The sequence below is a fragment of the Oryzihumus leptocrescens genome, from assembly GCF_006716205.1.
GTDB lineage: Bacteria > Actinomycetota > Actinomycetes > Actinomycetales > Dermatophilaceae > Oryzihumus > Oryzihumus leptocrescens.
In genome coordinates this window covers 13,973-33,480 of the sequence record NZ_VFOQ01000003.1, presented here as the reverse complement: position 1 = coordinate 33,480, position 19,508 = coordinate 13,973, and the positions used below count along the sequence as shown (strand labels likewise).

21 protein-coding genes are annotated in these 19,508 nt (G+C 71.3%); 12 read left to right on the top strand and 9 right to left on the bottom strand.

Annotation, left to right across the window (positions count from 1 at the left end):
• Positions 1-3 precede the first annotated feature (3 nt).
• The 6 genes from FB474_RS19575 to FB474_RS19550 all read left to right on the top strand — a co-directional run bounded on the left by FB474_RS19575 (position 4) and on the right by FB474_RS19550 (position 6,097).
• The gene (locus FB474_RS19575) at positions 4-1,839 is read left to right on the top strand and encodes a hypothetical protein (RefSeq protein WP_141790556.1); all 1,836 of its coding nucleotides are present in this window, start codon (positions 4-6) and stop codon (positions 1,837-1,839) included.
• 2 nt (positions 1,840-1,841) lie between these two features.
• Complete coding sequence (sigM, locus tag FB474_RS19570) at positions 1,842-2,471, top strand: RNA polymerase sigma factor SigM (RefSeq protein ID WP_141790555.1); 630 nt, start codon at positions 1,842-1,844, stop codon at positions 2,469-2,471.
• 73 nt (positions 2,472-2,544) lie between these two features.
• Entirely contained in the window at positions 2,545-3,264 is a 720-nt protein-coding gene (locus tag FB474_RS19565) for a hypothetical protein (protein WP_141790554.1), read from the top strand.
• A gap of 127 nt (positions 3,265-3,391) precedes the next feature.
• Positions 3,392-4,390 carry a thioredoxin-disulfide reductase gene (gene trxB / locus FB474_RS19560; RefSeq protein WP_141790553.1) on the top strand — a complete coding sequence of 333 codons (999 nt, stop codon included), beginning with the start codon at positions 3,392-3,394 and terminating at the stop codon, positions 4,388-4,390.
• A gap of 80 nt (positions 4,391-4,470) precedes the next feature.
• Positions 4,471-4,797 (top strand): thioredoxin, encoded by a 327-nt coding sequence (gene trxA, locus FB474_RS19555; RefSeq protein ID WP_141790552.1) that lies wholly within the window; start codon positions 4,471-4,473, stop codon positions 4,795-4,797.
• A 139-nt stretch (positions 4,798-4,936) separates the two neighbouring features.
• Positions 4,937-6,097 (top strand): N-acetylmuramoyl-L-alanine amidase, encoded by a 1,161-nt coding sequence (locus FB474_RS19550; RefSeq protein ID WP_141790551.1) that lies wholly within the window; start codon positions 4,937-4,939, stop codon positions 6,095-6,097.
• Positions 6,098-6,104: 7 nt separating this feature from the next.
• Here FB474_RS19550 and FB474_RS19545 read toward each other — a convergent pair whose 3' ends face one another.
• Positions 6,105-6,779, bottom strand: coding sequence for a GNAT family N-acetyltransferase (locus FB474_RS19545; RefSeq protein WP_221632706.1), 675 nt, complete (start codon positions 6,777-6,779; stop codon positions 6,105-6,107).
• A gap of 227 nt (positions 6,780-7,006) precedes the next feature.
• Here FB474_RS19545 and FB474_RS19540 point away from each other — a divergent pair, with 227 nt between their 5' ends.
• The gene (locus FB474_RS19540) at positions 7,007-8,251 is read left to right on the top strand and encodes an aminotransferase-like domain-containing protein (protein ID WP_141790694.1); all 1,245 of its coding nucleotides are present in this window, start codon (positions 7,007-7,009) and stop codon (positions 8,249-8,251) included.
• A gap of 85 nt (positions 8,252-8,336) precedes the next feature.
• Positions 8,337-9,278 (top strand): D-alanine--D-alanine ligase family protein, encoded by a 942-nt coding sequence (locus FB474_RS19535; RefSeq protein WP_141790550.1) that lies wholly within the window; start codon positions 8,337-8,339, stop codon positions 9,276-9,278.
• A gap of 79 nt (positions 9,279-9,357) precedes the next feature.
• Here FB474_RS19535 and FB474_RS19530 read toward each other — a convergent pair whose 3' ends face one another.
• The 8 genes from FB474_RS19530 to rpmH all read right to left on the bottom strand — a co-directional run bounded on the left by FB474_RS19530 (position 9,358) and on the right by rpmH (position 15,125).
• Complete coding sequence (locus FB474_RS19530) at positions 9,358-10,515, bottom strand: ParB/RepB/Spo0J family partition protein (protein WP_141790549.1); 1,158 nt, start codon at positions 10,513-10,515, stop codon at positions 9,358-9,360.
• 71 nt (positions 10,516-10,586) lie between these two features.
• Positions 10,587-11,573, bottom strand: coding sequence for a ParA family protein (locus FB474_RS19525; RefSeq protein WP_246092694.1), 987 nt, complete (start codon positions 11,571-11,573; stop codon positions 10,587-10,589).
• 231 nt (positions 11,574-11,804) lie between these two features.
• On the bottom strand, positions 11,805-12,512 hold the full coding sequence (gene rsmG, locus FB474_RS19520; RefSeq protein WP_141790547.1) for a 16S rRNA (guanine(527)-N(7))-methyltransferase RsmG: 708 nt from the start codon (positions 12,510-12,512) through the stop codon (positions 11,805-11,807).
• An 86-nt stretch (positions 12,513-12,598) separates the two neighbouring features.
• Positions 12,599-13,132, bottom strand: coding sequence for a Jag family protein (locus tag FB474_RS19515; protein WP_141790546.1), 534 nt, complete (start codon positions 13,130-13,132; stop codon positions 12,599-12,601).
• Between the two features lie 111 nt (positions 13,133-13,243).
• Positions 13,244-14,263 carry a membrane protein insertase YidC gene (gene yidC / locus FB474_RS19510; protein WP_141790545.1) on the bottom strand — a complete coding sequence of 340 codons (1,020 nt, stop codon included), beginning with the start codon at positions 14,261-14,263 and terminating at the stop codon, positions 13,244-13,246.
• A gap of 86 nt (positions 14,264-14,349) precedes the next feature.
• Positions 14,350-14,619: a membrane protein insertion efficiency factor YidD gene (gene yidD / locus FB474_RS19505; RefSeq protein ID WP_141790544.1), complete on the bottom strand. Its 270-nt coding sequence runs from the start codon at positions 14,617-14,619 to the stop codon at positions 14,350-14,352.
• Between the two features lies 1 nt (position 14,620).
• Complete coding sequence (gene rnpA, locus FB474_RS19500) at positions 14,621-14,977, bottom strand: ribonuclease P protein component (RefSeq protein ID WP_141790543.1); 357 nt, start codon at positions 14,975-14,977, stop codon at positions 14,621-14,623.
• Positions 14,978-14,987: 10 nt separating this feature from the next.
• Entirely contained in the window at positions 14,988-15,125 is a 138-nt protein-coding gene (gene rpmH / locus FB474_RS19495; protein ID WP_013885212.1) for a 50S ribosomal protein L34, read from the bottom strand.
• A gap of 451 nt (positions 15,126-15,576) precedes the next feature.
• On the opposite strand from rpmH, the gene dnaA reads away from it, so the two are divergent.
• From dnaA to FB474_RS19475, 4 genes are all read left to right on the top strand, one after another.
• The gene (dnaA, locus tag FB474_RS19490; protein ID WP_141790542.1) at positions 15,577-17,034 is read left to right on the top strand and encodes a chromosomal replication initiator protein DnaA; all 1,458 of its coding nucleotides are present in this window, start codon (positions 15,577-15,579) and stop codon (positions 17,032-17,034) included.
• 258 nt (positions 17,035-17,292) lie between these two features.
• Positions 17,293-17,916, top strand: coding sequence for a TasA family protein (locus FB474_RS19485; RefSeq protein ID WP_141790541.1), 624 nt, complete (start codon positions 17,293-17,295; stop codon positions 17,914-17,916).
• A 101-nt stretch (positions 17,917-18,017) separates the two neighbouring features.
• Positions 18,018-19,028, top strand: coding sequence for a signal peptidase I (locus FB474_RS19480; RefSeq protein WP_141790540.1), 1,011 nt, complete (start codon positions 18,018-18,020; stop codon positions 19,026-19,028).
• Positions 19,029-19,060: 32 nt separating this feature from the next.
• On the top strand, positions 19,061-19,507 hold the full coding sequence (locus FB474_RS19475; RefSeq protein WP_141790539.1) for a hypothetical protein: 447 nt from the start codon (positions 19,061-19,063) through the stop codon (positions 19,505-19,507).
• Position 19,508 lies beyond the last annotated feature (1 nt).

Sequence of the window (19,508 nt, the reverse complement as noted above, 5' to 3'; positions counted from 1 at the left end):
CGAGTGCACGGCCTGGGCCCGGGGACGATCGTGGGGGACCGCTACACCGTGCAGCGACGGCTGTCCCGGTCGCGGGACCGCGCCCGGTGGACCGCCCACGACACCACGCTCGAGCGTGACGTCAACCTGACCGTCTTCCCGAGCGACCACCCCAACGCCGACGCGGCCATGGACGCGGCGCGCCGGGCGGCCGGTGTCGAGGACTCCCGGCTGGTACGCGTCCTCGACGTCGGGGTCCAGGACGAGTTCGCGTGGATCGTCGAGGAGTCCCTGCCCGGGGCACGCTCGGTCGCCTCCCTGCTGGCGCAGGGCGGACTGCCGGCCGAGGAGGTCCGCCGGGTCACCGGCGAGGCCGCCACCGGGCTGGAGACGGGTCGCTCCCGCGGGCTGCACCATCAGCGCCTCACCCCGCACGAGGTCATGCGCGCGTCCGACGGCACGGTCAAGGTGTCCGGGCTGGCCATCGCGGCCGCGCTCGACGGCGTCGACGAGGTCGACCCTGTGGAGGCCTCACGGGCCGATGCCGTCGCGCTGGTAGCCCTGGCCTACGCCGCGCTCACCAGCCGCTGGCCGGTCGACACCCCGGTGGAAGGCCTCGAGGCGGCCCCGCACCTCGCCAACGGCGTACCCGCCCCGTCCGAGATCGCCGCCGGCGTGCCCGGTGACCTCGACGCCATCTGCCGCCTGACCCTCAACGAAGGCGCCGGGCCGCTGGACCCGGGCGACCTCGCTGCGCAGATCGCCCCGTGGTCGAGGGAGCAGGTCAACCCCGAGGCGATCGCGGAGCAGACCGCCGAGCTGCCCGCCCAGACCGCGCCGGTCCCGTCGACCGCGGCCCCGGCCGCCGCTGCCGCGGCCGGTCGAGCCGGCAGCGCGCCCGCGCAGCCGGCCCCCGCGACGTCGCAGCCGCGGATGGCCCCAGCCCCCGCACAGGGAGGGCCCCCTGCCGACCCAGCCGCGGGCGCCTCGCCGACAGCGGCTGAGACCGTGCAGGCCACGACCACCACCGCGGCGAAGGCCCCGAAGGTCGCCAAGGTCGGGTCCTTCGCCCGGGCCGCCGCCGACCGGGCTGCCCACGCCACCGGCATGCACGGCGCGGACGACACCGAGACGATCAGCCTGCCGGAGGTGTTCCAGACGGCCGAGGAGCCGGAGGAGCCGCCGCTGCCCCTGCTGCACACCGGCTCGGAGCCCCCGTCGGGCAACCAGACCAGGATCGTGGTCACGATCCTGGTCGGCTTCCTCGTCGTCGTGCTCCTGCTGGGCTACTGCGGTGTCTCGAGCATCGGCTCCGGCAGCAGCCTGCCCCTGGGTGGGAGCGCACCGCTCCACACCTCCAGTGCCACGACGCCGCCGGCGACCAGCCCGAGCAGCGCTCCTCCCACGTCGAGCGCCCCCACGAGCTCGGCCCCCATCGCCGTCGTCGGCGCCTCGGGCTTCGACCCCGAGGGCGACCAGAGCGAGAAGGACTCCTCCGCGAGCCGGGTCCTGGACGGCGACCCCAGCACGGTCTGGCAGTCCGAGGGCTACAACTCCCCCTCCTTCGGCGGCCTGAAGAAGGGCGTCGGGGTCATCCTCGACCTCGGCAGCCCCAGGACGGTCCACTCGGCCAGGCTCACCCTGGGCAACGGGCCGACCGACGTCACCGTCTACGCGGCGCCGTCCCGGTCCCTGGACGGGGTCTCGACCATCGGTGAGGTCCAGGGGGCGAGCGGCTCCGCGACCGTCACCGCCCCGACGGACCTGCCGCCTTCGCGCTACGTCATCGTCTGGTTCACCCTCATCCCCCAGGACGGCGGTCGCTACCGCGCCTCCCTGGCCGACATCAAGCTGAGCTGACCATGACCCCGCCGTCGCACCCGGTCCCGGGCCGTCTCGGCCCGGAGGAGCTCGCGTCCCTGCCCGACGCCGAGCTCCTCGCGGCGCACTGCGCCGGCGACCCGGAGGCCTTCGGCGAGCTGTTCCGCCGTCACCGCGACCGCATGTGGGCGGTGGCGCTGCGCACAACGAGCGACCGGGAGCTGGCTGCCGACGCCGTGCAGGACGCCTTCATCTCGGCCTTCCGCCGCGCCGACTCCTTCCGCGGCGACGCCGCCGTGACCACCTGGCTGCACCGGATCGTCGTCAACGCCTGCCTCGACCGGTTGCGCCGCCGGCGCCCCACCTCCGAGCTACCGGAGCACGACCTGCCGGACTCGCGGGACGAGCACGCCAGCGTGGAGACCCGCCTGGACGTCCGCAAGGCCCTCGAACAGCTGCCCGAAGGCCAGCGCCTGGCGCTGGTGCTGGTCGACATGCAGGGGCTGAGCGTCGCCGAGGCTGCCGCCGTCCTCGACGTGGCCGAGGGAACGATCAAGTCCCGTTGCGCCCGGGGCAGGGCAGCCATGGCCGAGCTGCTCGGCCTCAAACGGACGCCACCCCCGGCAACCGGACCCCCGCGCGCCCGCCCGGAACCTTCGGCCTCGCCCTGACGTCCTACCCTCGTCGGCCCCACCGAGTGACATCCCCCGCACCTGCTCCGACCCGCCCTGGAGGTGACCCGCCGTGATCCTGCCCCGCCACCCCTCGGGCGACCAGGATGACGACCCGACCGGCGTGCGGGCCCTGCTGTCCGCGCTGCCCGAGCCCGAGCCCATGCCCGAGGACCTGGTACGCCGTATCAGCGCGAGCCTCGCCGCTGAGCAGTCGGCCCGCCCGCGCGCGGACGTCTCCGTGACGCCGTTGCTGCCCACCCGCCGCACCCGCCGGTTCCTGCTCCCCGTCGCCGCAGTGGCCGCCGGCATCGCAGCCGTCGCCCTCGCCGGCACTGGCATCCTGCACCTGGGATCTGGGTCCAGCACGAGCTCCGGCTCGGCGGCCTCCGCCGGCGCCCAGCTCGCCGCCACCGACGACCCGACCCGCAAGGCGGCGTCCGGGGCAGGCGCCGCGCAGCACATCCAGGTGTCGACCACGCGCTACACCGCCCCGGGATTCGCGACCCAGGCCGGGCACCTCGCCGCGGTCCCGGCCCCCGGCGTGGCCCCACTGACCGGCGAGGCTCCCGCGGTCGGCCCGATCGCCACGCCCCGCGGCCTGGCCGACTGCCTCGCGGGCCTGGGTGTCGGACCGGTCACGTCGGTCACGGCGGACATCGCCTTCTACGACGCCCAGCCTGCCGTGGTCCTGGTCGTCCTCGCGCGCGGTGCGCGCACGGCATACGCCGTCGGCCGCAGCTGCTCAGCCACCGACCCGCACGTGCTCCACGGCGCCACTCCGCTGCCCTGACGACCTGCCCCAGCCGCGTCTGCGGCCGTGGAACAACCTCACCGTAGGATCTGTTGGAGCAGGTGGCACCGCCTGTCACCGCAGCCGTGCCGCCGTACAAGCCCCGACACATCGAGAGGTCTCCCGCGTGAGCACTGACGTCCGCAACGTCATCATCATCGGTTCCGGCCCCGCCGGATACACCGCCGCCGTCTACGCCGCCCGGGCCAACCTCAAGCCGCTGCTGTTCGAGGGCTCGGTCACCGCCGGCGGCGCGCTGATGAACACCACCGAGGTCGAGAACTTCCCCGGCTTCCGCGACGGCATCATGGGCCCCGAGCTCATGGAGAACATGCGGGCGCAGGCCGACCGCTTCGGTGCCGAGATCATCACCGACGACGTCACCGCGGTCGACCTGACCGGCCCGGTCAAGACGGTCACCGACGGCGATGGCAACACCTACTCGGCCCACGCGGTGATCCTGGCCATGGGCTCGGCCTACCGCGAGCTCGGCCTGCCGGACGAGAAGCGCCTCTCCGGCCACGGCGTCTCCTGGTGCGCCACCTGCGACGGCTTCTTCTTCCGCGACCAGGACATCGTGGTCGTCGGCGGCGGCGACTCCGCCGTCGAGGAGGCCACCTTCCTGACCAAGTTCGCCCGGTCGGTGACCATCGTGCACCGCCGCGACGAGCTGCGCGCCAGCAAGATCATGGCCGAGCGGGCCTTCAGCAACGACAAGATCCGCTTCGCCTGGAACTCCGAGGTCGCCGCCATCCACGGCGAGGACAAGGTCACCGGCCTGACCCTGCGCGACACGGTGAACGGCGAGACCCGCGAGATCGAGGCCACCGGCCTGTTCGTCGCCATCGGCCACGACCCGCGCAACGAGCTGGTCAAGGGCGTCGTCGAGCTCGACGACGAGGGCTACGTCCTCGTCCAGGGCCGCACCACGCTGACCAACCTGCCCGGCGTCTTCGCCGCGGGTGACCTGGTCGACCACGCCTACCGCCAGGCCATCACCGCCGCCGGCTCGGGCTGCGCCGCTGCCCTCGACGCCGAGCGCTACCTCGCCGACCTGGATCACGACGCGGAGCGCGCCCGGGGTGGCGCGGCCGAGCTGTCGGAGTCCGCGGCTACCGTGGGCTGAGGCCCGCCGCACCAGCACCACTCGTCCCCGCACGACCACCGCTGTCACCACAGCAGACACCGAAGGAAGGAGCCCCCGACGTGGGAGCTACCAAGGAGACCACGGACGCGACCTTCGACGCCGACGTCCTGATGAACGACAAGCCTGTGCTCGTCGACTTCTGGGCGCCCTGGTGCGGCCCGTGCCGCGCGGTCGCCCCGATCATCGAGGAGATCGCGACCGAGCACGCCGACAAGATCAGCGTGGTCAAGCTCAACACCGACGAGAACCCCGAGATCGCCTCGCGCTACGGCATCACGGGCATCCCGACGATGAACGTCTACGTCAAGGGTGAGGTCGTCAAGACCCTGGTCGGCGCCCTGCCCAAGCCCAAGCTGGTGCGCGAGCTCGCCGACTTCATCGGCTGAGCCAGCTCCACGGCATCCCGGCGACGCACCTGCTGTTCCGCACGAGCAGCGGGTGCGTCGCCGCTTGCATGACGGGCTAGTCTCGACTCCTGCCCGTCCTCGCGGCGCTGCCGCACCCCCATCCCCTCGAGAGGCAGGTATGTCGGATCAACCGTTCGCGTTGTATCGCCTGGGGGACGAGGGGGCCGGTGTACGCGACATCAGGGAGCGCCTGCTCGCGACCGGGGACCTGCGCGACGACGCCGGCGTCGATGTCTACGACGAGTCCGTGCGCACGGCGGTCCGCTCCTTCCAACAGCGACGGGGCCTGATCGCCGACGGCGTGGTCGGCCCCCACACGTGGGTGGCGCTCGACGGGGCCCGGTGGCGCCTGGGTGACCGGGTGCTGTCCCACACGCCCGGCCACATGCTCCAGGGCGACGACGTCTCCGAGCTGCAGCAGCGGGTCCTGGCGCTCGGCTTCAGCCCGGGCCGCGTCGACGGCGTGTTCGGCCCGGACACCGAGCACGCGGTGCGCCAGTTCCAGCGCGGCGTCGGCCTCCCCGCCGATGGCACCGTCGGTCCCGAGACCCTGCGGGCGTTCGCCGACCTCAGTCGCAGCGTCTCCGGTGGGTCCCCGCACGCCCTGCGCGAGCGGGAGCTGGTCCGCCGCAGCGGGCACAGCCTCACCGGCCGCACCATCGTGCTCGACCCCGGGCACGGCGGCGAGGAGCACGGGGCGCGGGCCAACGGCCTGTCCGAGGCTGACGTGACCCTGGACCTCGCCCGGCGCATCGAGGGCCGGCTCAGCGCCATCGGGGTCACCGTGGTGTTCACCCGTGCCGCCGGCACCTGCCCCGACGAGCTCGAGCGCGCCGACCTGGCCAACCGGGCCGGGGCGGACGTGCTCCTGAGCCTGCACTGCGACTCCACGGACCACCCGGAGGCCAGCGGGGTCGCGACCTTCTTCTATGGCCAGGACCGCTTCGGTGCCTGGTCGGCCGTGGGTGAGCACCTCGCCGACCTGGTCCAGCGTGAGGTCGTGGCCCGGACCGGGCTGGCCGACTGCCGGTCCCATGCCCGCTCCTGGACGATCCTCCAGCGCTCCAGCATGCCGAGCATCCGCCTGGAGGCCGGCTACCTGACCCATCCCTCGGACGCGGCGCGGCTGGCGGACGCGGCCTTCCGCGACACCCTGGCCGAGGCCGTGGTGGTGGCACTGCAGCGCATGTACCTCGGCGATGATGACACCAACGCCACGGGCGTGCTGCGGCTGGGCGACCTGCGCCGCTACATGTCCTTCGGCGCCGGCACCGACTAGCCGAGACTCAGGCGCGCTGCCCGGTCGTGAGCACCGGCGCCCGCACCTGGGCGATCAGCCGTTCGACCACCTGCTCCATGTCCTCGCGCCACGACAGCGCCGTGCGCAGGTCCAGGCGCATGCGGGGGAACTGCTTGTGGTCCCGCACGGTCTTGAACCCCACGGCGCTGAGGTAGTCCGCCGGCACGATGCACGAGCGCATCTGGGCCCCCTCCTCGGCTGCCACCCGGCGCTGGCCAAAGGCCTCCATCGCACGGATGCCCCGCCGCATCACGTCCTTGGCCGCCCCCTGGACCAGCATCCGGCCCAGCCCCTGGCCCTGGAACTCCGGGAGCACCCGCGCCGTCATCAGCAGGATCGCGTCGGCGCCCACGGGCGCGGTGGGGAACGCGGCAGCACGAGGCACCAGCCGCGGCGGTGCGTACGTCAGGTAGCCCGCCGGCTGGTCGTCGACGTAGGCGATCCGCCCGACGCTGCCCCACTCGAGCAGTGCGGCCGACAGCCACGCCTCCTTGTCCAGCTCGGGGTCACCCTCGCGCATCGCGCGGGCGGCCAGCACGGGGTCGAGCTCCCAGAAGATGCACGTCGCGCACGGCTCCGGCAGGTCACCCACCCGGTCCAGGGTGAGCGAGAGGACCTCCCGGCCGCTCATGGCCGGCCGGGCCGGGGGACGCGAGGGCACAGGCGCATCACGGGTTTCATGTGAAACATGTCCCGTTCGCGAGACGGTCGCTCGCCTGTGGCGATCTGCATGGGAGACTCCCTACCACGCGACCGGACGGCGCGGAATACCGTCTGGTCCTTCCCCGAGGATCGCATTCCGCGCGCACGGTGAGGAGGCCGCACGTGACCGAGCAGGGTTCGCGCCTTGACCCCTGGAAGCAGTCGTATGCCCAGCGCACCGCCGGGATGACCGCCTCCGAGATCCGCGCCCTGTTCGCAGTCGCGTCCCGGCCTGAGGTCGTCTCCCTGGCCGGTGGCATGCCCTACTTGTCGGCGCTGCCGATGGACACCGTCGCCGAGACGGTGCAACGGATGCTGGCCACCGAGGGCCTGACCGCGCTGCAGTACGGCTCGGGCCAGGGCGACCCCCGGCTGCGCGAGCAGATCCTGGAGGTCATGGCGCTCGAGGGGATCTCCGCACACCCCGACGACATCGTCGTCACCACGGGCTCCCAGCAGGCCCTGGACCTCGTGACGCGCATCTTCATCGACCCCGGCGACGTCGTCCTCGCCGAGGCCCCGAGCTACGTCGGCGCCCTGGGCGTGTTCTCCGCGTACCAGGCGGACGTGGTCCACGTCGCCAGCGACGCGGACGGGCTGGTCCCCCACGCCCTCGAGGAGACGATCCAGGCGCTGCAGGCGCAGGGTCGGCGGATCAAGTTCCTGTACTCCGTGCCGAACTTCCACAACCCCGCCGGCGTCACCCTGTCCCTGGAGCGCCGCCCTCAGGTGCTCGACATCTGCCAGCGACACGGCATCCTCGTGCTCGAGGACAACCCCTACGGGCTGCTCGGGTTCGACCGGGAGCCCTACCCGGCGATGCGGGCCGCCTCCGAGGAGGGCGTGGTCTACCTCGGCTCCTTCTCCAAGACTTTCGCCCCCGGCCTGCGCGTCGGCTGGGCGTTGGCCCCCCACGCGGTGCGCGAGAAGCTCGTCCTCGCCAGCGAGTCGGCGATCCTGTGCCCCTCGGCCTACGCGCAGATGACGGTCTCGACCTACCTGGCCACCAGCGACTGGCGCGCCCAGATCAAGGTCTACCGCGAGCTCTACCGGGAGCGTCGTGACGCGATGGTGGACGCCCTCACCGCCCAGCTCCCGCAGGCACGCTGGACCCACCCCGACGGCGGGTTCTACGTCTGGCTGACCCTGCCCGAGGGCGTCAACGCCAAGGCCATGCTGCCGCGTGCCGTCACCGAGCGGGTCGCCTATGTCCCGGGCACCGCGTTCTTCGCCGACGGCACCGGGCACCAACACGTTCGACTCTCCTACTGCTACCCCGACCCGGACCGGATCCGGGAGGGCGTGCGCCGCTTCGCCGGGGTCGTCCAGGCCGAGCTCGAGCTCCTCGAGACCTTCGGCCCGTATGACGCATCGGTCACCTCGGACACCTCCGCGGCCCGGGTGCAGTTCCCCTCACCCGACCTGTCCTGATGCTCCCGGTGATATATGGGCCGCCGCCTTGGCATCGCCAAGCCTCGATGCCCGCTCCTGCTCCGTCAACTGTGAGGACCCCTGCATGAGCCACGTGCTCGTCCTGGCCGGTGGCCTGAGCCACGAACGCGACGTCTCCCTGCGCTCGGGCCGCCGCGTGGCCGAGGCACTCGGTCGCGCCGGCTGCGAGGCCCAGGTCCGCGACGTGGACTCCGGGCTGCTGGAGACCCTGCGCAGCCAGGCTCCCGACGTCGTCTGGCCCGTCCTGCATGGCGCCACCGGAGAGGACGGTGCCCTGCGAGACGTGTTGGAGACGCTGGGTGTTCGCTACGTCGGCGCGCGTCCCGCCTCGTGCCGGCTGACGTGGGACAAGCCCGTGGCCAAGGCGCTGGTCGAGCAGGCCGGGGTGGCCACCCCGGCTGGCGTCGCCCTCTCCCATGCCACGTTCCGCGAGCTGGGCAGCACCGGCGTGCTGGACGCCGTGGTGGGCTCGCTCGGGCTGCCGCTCGCCGTGAAGCCCGCCCGCGGAGGATCGGCCCTGGGCCTGACGATCGTCCGCTCGGCCGCGGAGCTTCCTTCGGCGATGGTGGCTGCCTATGCCTACGGTGATATCGCCCTCATCGAGCGCTATGTGTCCGGCACCGAGGTGGCGGTGTCGATCGTGGAGGACCACGATGGCCTGCCCCAGGCGCTTCCAGCCGTGGAGATCGTGCCGGACAGTGGTGTCTACTCCTACGACGCGCGCTACACCGCGGGCGAGACCGAGTTCTTCACCCCGGCACGCCTGTCCCCCGAGGCCTCCGCTGCGGCCTCCGAGGCGGCACTCATCGTCTACGCGGTGCTCGGCCACCGCCACCTCTCGCGGGTCGACCTCATCGTCGACGAGTCCGGCAAGCCGTGGTTCCTCGAAGCCAACAGCTCGCCGGGGATGACCGAGACCTCGCTCCTGCCGATGGCGCTCGAGGCTGCCGGGCTCGAGGCTGCCGCCACGTATGCCGCACTGGTGCGGCGGGCCCAGTCCGACTGAGGTCTGGTCTGGTTCCACGTGAAACGCCGGAGGGCGGTCCCGATCATCGGGACCGCCCTCCGGCGTTTCTGGGCTGGGGTCAGCTCTCGCTGACGTCCTCCCCCGGCGTCCCGAGCAGGTCGATGATCCGGTTGAGGTCGTCCATGGACGCGAACTCGACCGTCAGCTTGCCCTTGCGCTGACCGAGCGCGATGGACACGCGGGTGTCGAACCGGTCAGAGAGCCGAGCCGCGAGGTCGTCGAGCTGCGGGTGCCGGTTGCCCGCCCGGGGGCGGCGAGCCGGGCGCGGCGCCTCGTCGCCACCGAGAGCCACGATCTCCTCGACGTTGCGGACGGACAGCCCCTCCGCCACGATCCGCTGGGCCAGCCGCTCCATGGCCGCCGCGTCCGACAGCGCCAGAAGCGCCCGGGCGTGGCCGGCGCTGAGGACTCCCGCTGCAACGCGTCGGGCGACCAGCGGCGGGAGCTTGAGCAGGCGCAGGGTGTTCGAGATCTGCGGGCGGGAGCGCCCAATCCGACCGGCGAGCTGGTCGTGCGTGCAGCCGAAGTCGTCGAGCAGCTGCTGGTAGGCCGCCGCCTCCTCCAGGGCGTTCAGCTGGCTGCGGTGCAGGTTCTCCAGGAGCGCATCCCGGAGCAGGTCGTCGTCCTTGGTGTCCTTGACGATGGCCGGGATCGTCTCGAGGCCGGCCTCCTGGGTCGCCCGCCAGCGACGCTCGCCCATGATGAGCTCGAACTGCGGAGCGATGCTGCCCTCGGGAGCCGTCTCGGCGTCGAGCGCCTGCTCCTCCGCCGGGATGGCCCGCACGACAACCGGCTGCAGCACACCGATCTCTCGGATGCTGTGCACCAGCTCGGCCATGTCCTCCTCGTCGAAGACCTGGCGCGGCTGCCTGGGGTTGGGGCGGATCGAACGGACCGGCAGCTCGGCGAAGCGGGCGCCGGGCACAGGAGCGAGGTCGTCGGCCACGGCCTGCTGGGGCTCGATGTTTCCCGTGAAACCATCGGTGGTCGCCTCACCTGCGGCGGCGGCCTCGTCGCCCCCGGCCGGGCCGTCAGCGTTTCCCGTGAAACCTTCGTCGGCCACGGCGGCCGGGTCACGGGGGGCGTCGATGGTGATCGTCGCCGTGGCGGAGTTGTCCTTGAAGAACACGTCCACCGGGCGGTTGCCGTCACCGGCGGGCGTGCTGGGAATCAACGCGCCCAGCCCACGGCCCAACGCGCGCCTCTTCTCACTCATCGAACCAAGCCCTCTCTCCACAACACATAGACGAAGCGGCGGCGCCGCTCCGGTGACGCTGCCGGGACACCCTAGTGGGCGGCGGCGACCCCGCGGTCTGCCAGCTCGCCGGCGGCCTCGAGGTAGGACAGTGCTCCACTGCTGGTCGGGTCGTAGGTCATGACCGTCTCTCCGTGGCTGGGGGCCTCGGAGATGCGCACCGAGCGGGGCACCGTGGTCTTGAGGGTCTGCTGCGGGAAGTGCTCCCGCACCTCGTCGGCGACCTGCGCGGACAGCCGGGTCCGGCCGTCATACATCGTGAGCAGGATGGTCGACACGTGCAGGCCCGGGTTGAGGTGGCTCTTGATCAGCTCGATGTTCTTCAGGAGCTGGGAGAGGCCCTCCAGCGCGTAGTACTCGCACTGGATCGGGATGAAGACCTCGTCCGCCGCGACGAACGCGTTGACGGTCAGCAGGCCCAGGCTCGGCGGGCAGTCGATGAGCACGTAGTCGAGCCGCTCCTCCCCCCGCTCCTCAGCGGCGTTGATGTAGGCGCGGATCGACTTCTGCAGCCGGGTCTCGCGGGCGACGAGGGAGACGAGCTCGATCTCCGCACCGGCGAGGTCAATGGTGGCTGGGGCGCAGAAGAGGTTCTTGACGTCGGGGCAGGGCTGCACCACGTCGGCCAGGGGCGTGCTGTCGACGAGGGCGTCGTAGACACTGAGGACCTCGGCGTGGTGGTCGATGCCCAGAGCGGTGCTCGCGTTGCCCTGCGGGTCGATGTCGATGACCAGCACCCGCAGCCCGGCCTGGGCCAGGGCAGCCGCGATGTTGACCGTGGTGGTCGTCTTGCCGACGCCACCCTTCTGGTTGGACACGGTCATCACCCGCGTGGTCGACGGCTTGGGGAACTTCTTCCCCGCAAGCGAGATCCGCCGCCGCGCGTCGATCGCGACCTGATGGGCCAGAGGCGTGTCCTCGTCGACCATCGGGATGGCATCAGCGAGGGCGGCGCGCTCATCGGTCTCAGCGTCCGTTTCACGTGAAACGGGCACGCGCGCGTCAGAGGGGGCAGGCATGGCAGTGGTCACCGGGCTCTCAGGTTCTGTTTCACGTGAAACGGGGTGGGAGGAAGGCCACCCCAAGCCGTGGCTGTCGTCGGGCTCGCGCTCCCCGTCGGGCCACCCCAGACCGGACCGGGTCATCTCCGACGTGCTCACCTGTCACCGCTTCCTCGTCAACGGCCGCCCAGTGGCAGCCGTTGACCCCATCCAACCGCATGCCGCCGTCACGCAGCCACCGCGACACGGTTACCGGCGGCGTCGGTTCTTGCGCCGACCGCCCGCCTTGGGGCTGGCCCCTGTCACGCCTCGCGGGACCGTGGCGCCGATCCGGACGTGGACCACGGTCGTCAGGGGCTCCAGCACCCCCGTGCCGTAGTAGCGCACCTCCTCCGAGACGGCGCCGGCGGCACGCACGGCCGCCTCGTCCTCGGCGAGCTCCTCGGGCGCGCTCTCACCCTTGAGGGCCAGCAAGGTGCCCTCGGGCTCCAGAAGGGGAAGGCACCAGCGGGCCAGCTCCGCCAGCCGGGCCACGGCACGCGCCGTCACCACCGGGGCCGAGAGGGCGCCCCAGAACTGCTCGGCCCTGCCGCGGTGGACGGTGACGTTGTCCAGGCCGATGGCCTGCACCGCGTCACCGAGCCAGGTGGTGCGACGCAGCATCGGCTCGACGAGGTGCACGTCCAGGTCGGGGCGGACGATGGCCAGGGCGAGACCGGGCAGCCCAGCACCGGAGCCGACGTCGATCAGTCGCACCCCGGCGGGGATGGCTTCCTGAACCACGGCACAGTTGAGGACGTGCCGCTCCCAGAGACGGGGCACCTCGCGGGGTCCGACCAGGCCGTGCGAGACCCCGCTGTCGGACAGCAGGGCGGTGAACACCTCCGCCTGCGGCAGCCGGTCTCCGAAGACCTGGGCTGCAACGGCAGGGGTCGCGGGCGGGGTCGCGGTGCTCACGAACGAAACCTCTCTGGAAAGCGTGGTGCCCCGTTTCACGTGAAACGGGGCACCGGGGCTGGGTGGCCGGGGCCGGATCTCTCCGGTCAGGCCGGGAGGATCACGACGTGGCGGTTGGGCTCGGCGCCCTCGGACTCGGAGGTCAGTCCGGCGGCCACGACCTCGTCGTGCACGACCTTGCGCTCGAACGCGGTCATGGCGTCGAGCGCCTTGCGCTCACCGGAGCCGCGGACCTCTTCGATGGCTTCGCGGGCGACGGACACCAGGGCTGCCCGCCGGTCGGCGCGGAAACCGGCCACGTCGAGCATGAGCCGGCTGCGCTCCCCTGTCTGGGCCTGAACCGCGAGCCGGGTCAGCTCCTGCAGGGCGTCGAGGACCTTGCCGTCCTGGCCGACGAGCCGGCGGGGGACGCGGCCCTCATCCGAGTCGACGATCGCCACCGCGGCGCGGTCGCCATCAACGTCCACGTCGATGTCACCATCGAGGTCGGCGATGTCGAGCAGGCGCTCGAGGAAGTCGGCGGCGACCTCCCCCTCCCGCTCGAGCTGCTTGACGCGGTCGGTCTCCGTGGCGGGCGCCGCGACCTCCGTGGTCGCCTGGGCTTCCTGCTGCTCGGTCATCGTGTGTGCTCCTGCGCTGCATCGGGGGTCGTGGGCCCCGGGTGGGTCAGATCAAGGCGGCGAGGATGGCTCGGAGCCAGCCTCGCGGGTCGAGGCCCGAGGCCTCGGACGTCAGGCGTCCCGCTCGGCGACCGAGGCCTCCGGGGCCTTGGGGTCGCCCTGCGCCGTGCTCGGCTTCTGCCGGCTCTTGCGCTTGGGCTGCTGGCGCTGGCCGGTGCGGGGCTTCTCCGGCTCCACCACGGGCTCAGCCGCGGGGGTCTCGGAGTGCAGGCCGGGGATGGTGAACCGCTTGTGCTCCTGGCCCTTCTTGAGGCGACGCTCCTCGAGCGCCTTCTCGGCGGGCGAGCCGGGGGCCGGCATGCGGCGAATGACGTAGAACTGCTGCCCCATCGACCACAGGTTGGTGGTGAGCCAGTAGAGCAGGACACCGATCGGGAAGTTGACACCGGAGATCGCGAAGAACAGCGGCATCAGGTAGAGCAGGACCTTCTGCTGCTTGGCGAAGGGGTTGTCCATCGCCGTGGCCGGCATGTTCTTCATCATCAGCTGGCGCTGCGTGGTGAACGTGGTGAGGGACATCAGCACGATGAGCACCACGGTGATGATCTGGGTGCTGGTGGTCTGTGCGCCGACGAACTTGTCCGACAGCGACGCGCCGAGGATCGTGGACGCCTCCGCCTGGGCGGCCACCGGCTGAGTGATCGGCCCGATCGGCGCGTGGGTGCCGTGCGCGATGGCGCTGAGGTTGTTCAGCACGCGGAACAGGGCGAAGAAGATCGGCGACTGCAGGAGGATCGGCAGGCAGGAGCTGAACGGGTTGGTGCCCGTGCGCTTGTACAGCTCCATCGTCTCCTGGGTCATCGCCTGGCGGGACTCAGGGTCGGTCTTGCCCTTGTACTTCTTCTGGATCTTCTGCATCTCGGGCTGGATGAGCTGCATCCGGCGCGAGGCGTGGATCTGCTTGACGAACAGCGGGATCAGGATGATCCGGATGACGACGGTCAGCCCGACGATCGACAGGGCCCAGGTCCACCCGGAGTCAGGGGGCAGCCCGATGGCGCTCAGTCCCTGGTGGAAGCCGTACATGATCCATGCGACGGCGATCTCGAGCGGGGCGAGCAAGGTGTCCATGAGTTCCTCTGTGTGCAGCGAGCCTCGGCTCGCACGGGTGGCGGTGGAAGTCGGCCGTGTCCCGGCCGGTCACCACGCGCAGGTGGTCAAGGGTGTCGTGGCCGGGGCGTGCCGGACCGCACGTCCTGCGGAACGTGGTCGACCCCGCCGGGGTTCCACGGGTGGCAGCGCAGCAGCCGTCGCACCGCGAGCCAGCCGCCGCGGAAGAGCCCGAATCGCTCGATGGCGGTCACGGCGTACGCCGAGCAGGAGGGGTAGAAGCGGCAGCTGGGCGGGTGCATCGGGGAGAGGACGAGCTGGTATCCCCGGATCAGCCAGATCGCAGGGCGGGCGATGGCCCGGCCGACGGGGCCCATCTCAGGCCCGTGCCTTCAGGCGGCGCAGCACCGTGGGCAGCGCGCGGTCCAGGTCGGCGGCCAGCGTGGCCGCGTCGGCGCCGGCAGCTGCCGGGTTGGCCCGGACCACGATGTCGGCGCCCTGCGGCAGCAGGGCGGTGCGGGCGGTCATGAGGTGGCGCAGCACGCGCTTGGTGCGGTTGCGCACGACCGCTCCACCGACCGCCTTGGACACAACAAAACCGACCCGCGGCGGGAGACCCGCTCGCGCGTCGGTTGTGTTGGCATGCACCACGATGAGTCGGGTGCCCGCTCGGGGCCCGCGCACCGCGACGCTGAAATCGGCGCTCTCACGCAGCCGATGACGCGCCGGCAGCACGCCCCGGGCCTCAGGCGGACAGCTCGGAACGGCCCTTGCGGCGACGGGCGGCCAGGATGGCGCGGCCGGCGCGGGTGCGCATCCGCAGGCGGAAGCCGTGGGTCTTGGCCCGGCGGCGGTTGTTCGGCTGGAAGGTGCGCTTGCTCACGAGACTCTCCGTTGCTGCACAGACGATGGTCTGATCGGGTGGATGACTGCGGTGATCAGCCGCAATCGGAAGCCCGCGCGGTCCTGAGAGGGTCACGGGCATGCGAAAACGGCCGACATACACGGCCGCGTCCACGGTACGGGAGCGGTCCACCGAGGGTCAAACCAGCAGAGCGTACGCCACCGTGGGCACATCGGCTCGGGAACCCGCCATGACGGGCACGCCCACGTCCCCGACAGGACGACACGCCGGGACACGTCCAGAGGCTGGCGAAGATCGCACCACGATTTTCCCATTCGGCTTGCTGCTGGCTCGGCCGCCTTGTTAGCGTCGCGCCTCGCGCCGGCCCCGTACCGATATTCACAGACTGTGGACAAAGGTGTGGACGGACTATCATCGGGGGACTCCCAACCGGGACGAATCAGGCATCTCACCACAGGGACGGGCTCACGTGACCGACGCGCATGTCGACTTCGGACACGTCTGGCAGGACACGCTCATCGCCCTGGATGCCGCAGGGATCACCGCCCAGCAGCGCGCGTTCCTCCGCCTGGCCAAGTTCGTCGGCCTGCTCGACCAGACCGCCCTGCTGGCCGTGCCCAACGACTTCACCAAGGACATCGTCGAGACCAAGGCCCGCGAGCAGGTCTCCCAGGCACTGTCCGACCAGCTCGGTCGTGAGATCCGGATCGCGGTCACGGTCGACCCGCAGCTCGCGGAGGTCCCCGCGGACGCCCCGCTCGAGGACGAGCACGACGACGACGTGGTCGACGAGCTTCCCTCCGGTGGCGTGGCCCTGCCCTTCGCCCCGCCCGGCGGCTCGTCCGGGCCGGGCCGCCAGCGCAGCGCCCAGGAGCGCGAGCAGGCCGAGATCGACGCGGCGCGGCTGAACCCGAAGTACACCTTCGACACCTTCGTCATCGGAGCGAGCAACCGGTTCGCCCACGCTGCCGCCGTCGCGGTGGCCGAGGCCCCGGCCAAGGCGTACAACCCGCTGTTCGTCTACGGCGAGTCCGGGCTGGGCAAGACCCACCTGCTGCACGCCATCGGGCACTACGCCCGCAACCTCTACCCGCACGTGCGCGTGCGCTACGTGAACTCCGAGGAGTTCACCAACGACTTCATCAACAGCATCCGCGACGACAAGGCCTCGGCGTTCCAGAGCCGCTACCGCGAGGTCGACGTGCTGCTGATCGACGACATCCAGTTCCTCCAGGGCAAGGTCCAGACCCAGGAGGAGTTCTTCCACACGTTCAACACCCTGCACAACGCCAACAAGCAGGTCGTCATCACCAGCGACCTGCCCCCGAAGCTGCTCGCCGGCTTCGAGGAGCGCATGCGCAGCCGGTTCGAGTGGGGCCTGCTGACCGACGTGCAGCCGCCCGACCTCGAGACCCGCATCGCGATCCTGCGGAAGAAGGCGATCCAGGAGCGGATGAACGCCCCGGACGACGTGCTCGAGTTCATCGCCAGCAAGATCTCGACCAACATCCGCGAGCTCGAGGGCGCCCTCATCCGGGTCACCGCGTTCGCCAGCCTCAACCGGCAGATGGTCGACCTCGGGCTGGCCGAGATCGTGCTCAAGGACCTCATCCCCAACGACCAGGGCAGCCAGATCACCTCGGCCACGATCATGGCCCAGACAGCCGCCTACTTCGGGCTGACCATCGAGGACCTGTGCAGCACCTCGCGTTCCCGTGTCCTGGTCAACGCCCGGCAGATCGCGATGTACCTGTGCCGCGAGCTCACCGAGCTTTCCCTGCCCAAGATCGGCCAGCAGTTCGGCGGCCGGGACCACACCACGGTGATGCACGCGGACAAGAAGATCCGCGAGCTGATGGCCGAGCGGCGCTCGATCTACAACCAGGTCACCGAGCTGACCAACCGGATCCGCTCCCAGTCGCGCTGAACCCCGGTCACCCCATGAAAGGCCCTCCGAGGAGGGCCTTTCGCATGTCCCGGGCTTCCCCGGTCAGGGGCGTCGCCCACGGCGGCGGAGCACGGCATACGGGTTCCTTGAGGCTTCCTTGAGGGATAACGGCGGGTCTTGGGGGGTCCTTGCGGGTTTGCCTGCTGGGCGCTTGAGATCCGGTCGCCAGTGTTCTCGGTGTCGGGACAACACGGTCCCGGAGGGCAGCGCCCTCACCGAGCCAGGTCGGAGACAGCAATGCGACTCAGCCTCACCAGCACCGGCGGGAAGGTCCTCGCCTCCACCGTCGTCCTCGGGGCGGCCGCGACGATCGCCGGCCTCGGCACGTTCGGCTCCTTCACCTCCACGACCAGCGCCAACCAGGCCGTCGCCTCCGGCACGGTCGCCATCGCGCTCGGCTCGGCCGGCACGTCAGGCAACCGCCTCTCGGTCGCCGCGAGCGGCCTGGTCCCCGGCGACACCGTTCAGCGCACGATCACCCTGAGCAATGCCAGTGGCAACCAGGACCTGGCCGGCGTCACGTTGACCACGACGGCCACCCCCTCGAGCCTGCTGGACACCGACGCCACCAACGGCCTCCAGATGGTCATCGACAAGTGCTCGCAGGCATGGAGCGAGACCGGGACCTCCCCCGCCTACGTCTACACCTGCGGTGGCACCACGACCAGCGTCCTGGCCAGCACGGCCGTCGTCGGCAGCAACCGCACCCTGAGCAACCTCGCGTCCCTGACGAACGGCAGCTCGGACAACCTGCGGGTGACCCTGACGCTGCCGAGCACGGCGGACAACACCTTCCAGGGCAAGAGCAGCACCCTCAGCTTCTCCTTCACGGGCACCCAGCGGAACGCTGCGGCCCACTGACCCCAAGTCGCGTGGTGCCCGCGAGTCCCCCCCTGCGGCGGGCACCACGCCCACCCTGCTGGACCGACCACCTCAGACGAGACACGGAAGGAAGGCACCCGATGCGACTCACGACCCGCCCCCGGTCCGTCGCCCGGATGCGCGCCCACGCCTCGTCGGTCGGGACAGCACCCCAGCGGACCGCCCCGGCGCGCGCCAGACGCCCCCACCGCGCCGCGCGCCGGGCGGTCCGCCTCCTCGGCAACCTCGTGCTCGTCCTCGTGGTGACGCTCTTCGCGGGCCTGGCCGTCGGCCCGCACGTGTTCGGCTACCGGACGATGACGATGCTCACCGGCAGCATGGCCCCCGGGATCAACCCGGGGGACGTCACCGTGGCCGTCCCCGAGCCGATCAGCCAGCTCGCCGTCGGTCAGGTGATCACCTACCAGATCCCCGTCGATGACCACCGGGACGTCAGCCACCGGGTCGTCGCGGTGAAGCGCCAGGCCAACGGCACCGTCCAGATCCAGACCAAGGGTGACCACAACACCGGGGTCGATCCGTGGACCGCGGTGATCACCGATCGGCAGGTATGGCGGGTCGTCGCCGTGGTGCCTCACCTCGGGGCTGCGATCCAGGCCCTGCGCGGCACGGGGTTGCGTACCGTCTTCCTCTACGTCGGCCCGGCAGCGCTGGCCGTGTTCCTGCTGGCCGGCATCTGGCGCAGGGGCGGCACCGGCGACGAGCGGTCCGGCGAGGCGCCCGTCGAGCAGCCAACCCCGGGCACGCTCGACGAAGAGGCCCTTGCCTCGCTCACCGAGGAGGTGGACGACCCGGTGTGCGTGCGCGACTTCCTGACCCGGTGGAACGACCTGCTGCAGGCGCGGCTCGACCGCGTCGAGCTCGCCCTCGACAAGGGCCAGTTCTCCGCCGCCCGGGAGTGTGCCCTCAGCCTTCAGGTCACCAGCGCGATGATCGGCCTGACCGACTTCGCGGACGCGGCCGCCGCCCTCGAGGCAGCACTGCTCGAGGAGGACGGGGTCTCGGCCTCCGCCGCCTTCACCGCCCTGCGCCGCCTTGCCCCCACCGCCTCACGGTCCCTCCAGGACCACCTCGCCCACCAGCCGAACTGACCCGAGGACCGACACCGCGACAGGAGGTCCCGATGGACCCGCGACGCCACTTCCGCCGGCTGACCGCCGCCGGGGTTGTGGCGTGTCTGTCGATCGCCCTCGGGACCACCGCAGCCTTCGGAGGGTTCAGCTCCTCGGTGGGCGCCACAACAGCCGCATCCAGCAACTCGATCGTGCTGCCGACACCGACCATCTCCCTGAGCTGCAGCGGGAACGGCAGGGCCAAGCTCTCCATCGTGTGGAGCTGGCCCTCGATGGCCGACACCACCAGTTCCACGGCCGGCTTCCTCAACGCCTACACCGTTGCGATCACCGTGGACGGGTCTCAGAGGCAGTCGGGGACCAACCAGAGCTCCTACACCGACAACTCCGTGCCGGCGACGCCGGACAAGAACCACTCCGCGTCGGTCACCGTGGCGGTCACCAGCTCGACGTCCTGGTCTGCGACCGCCAGCCAGTCATCCAGCGTGAGCTGCTGAG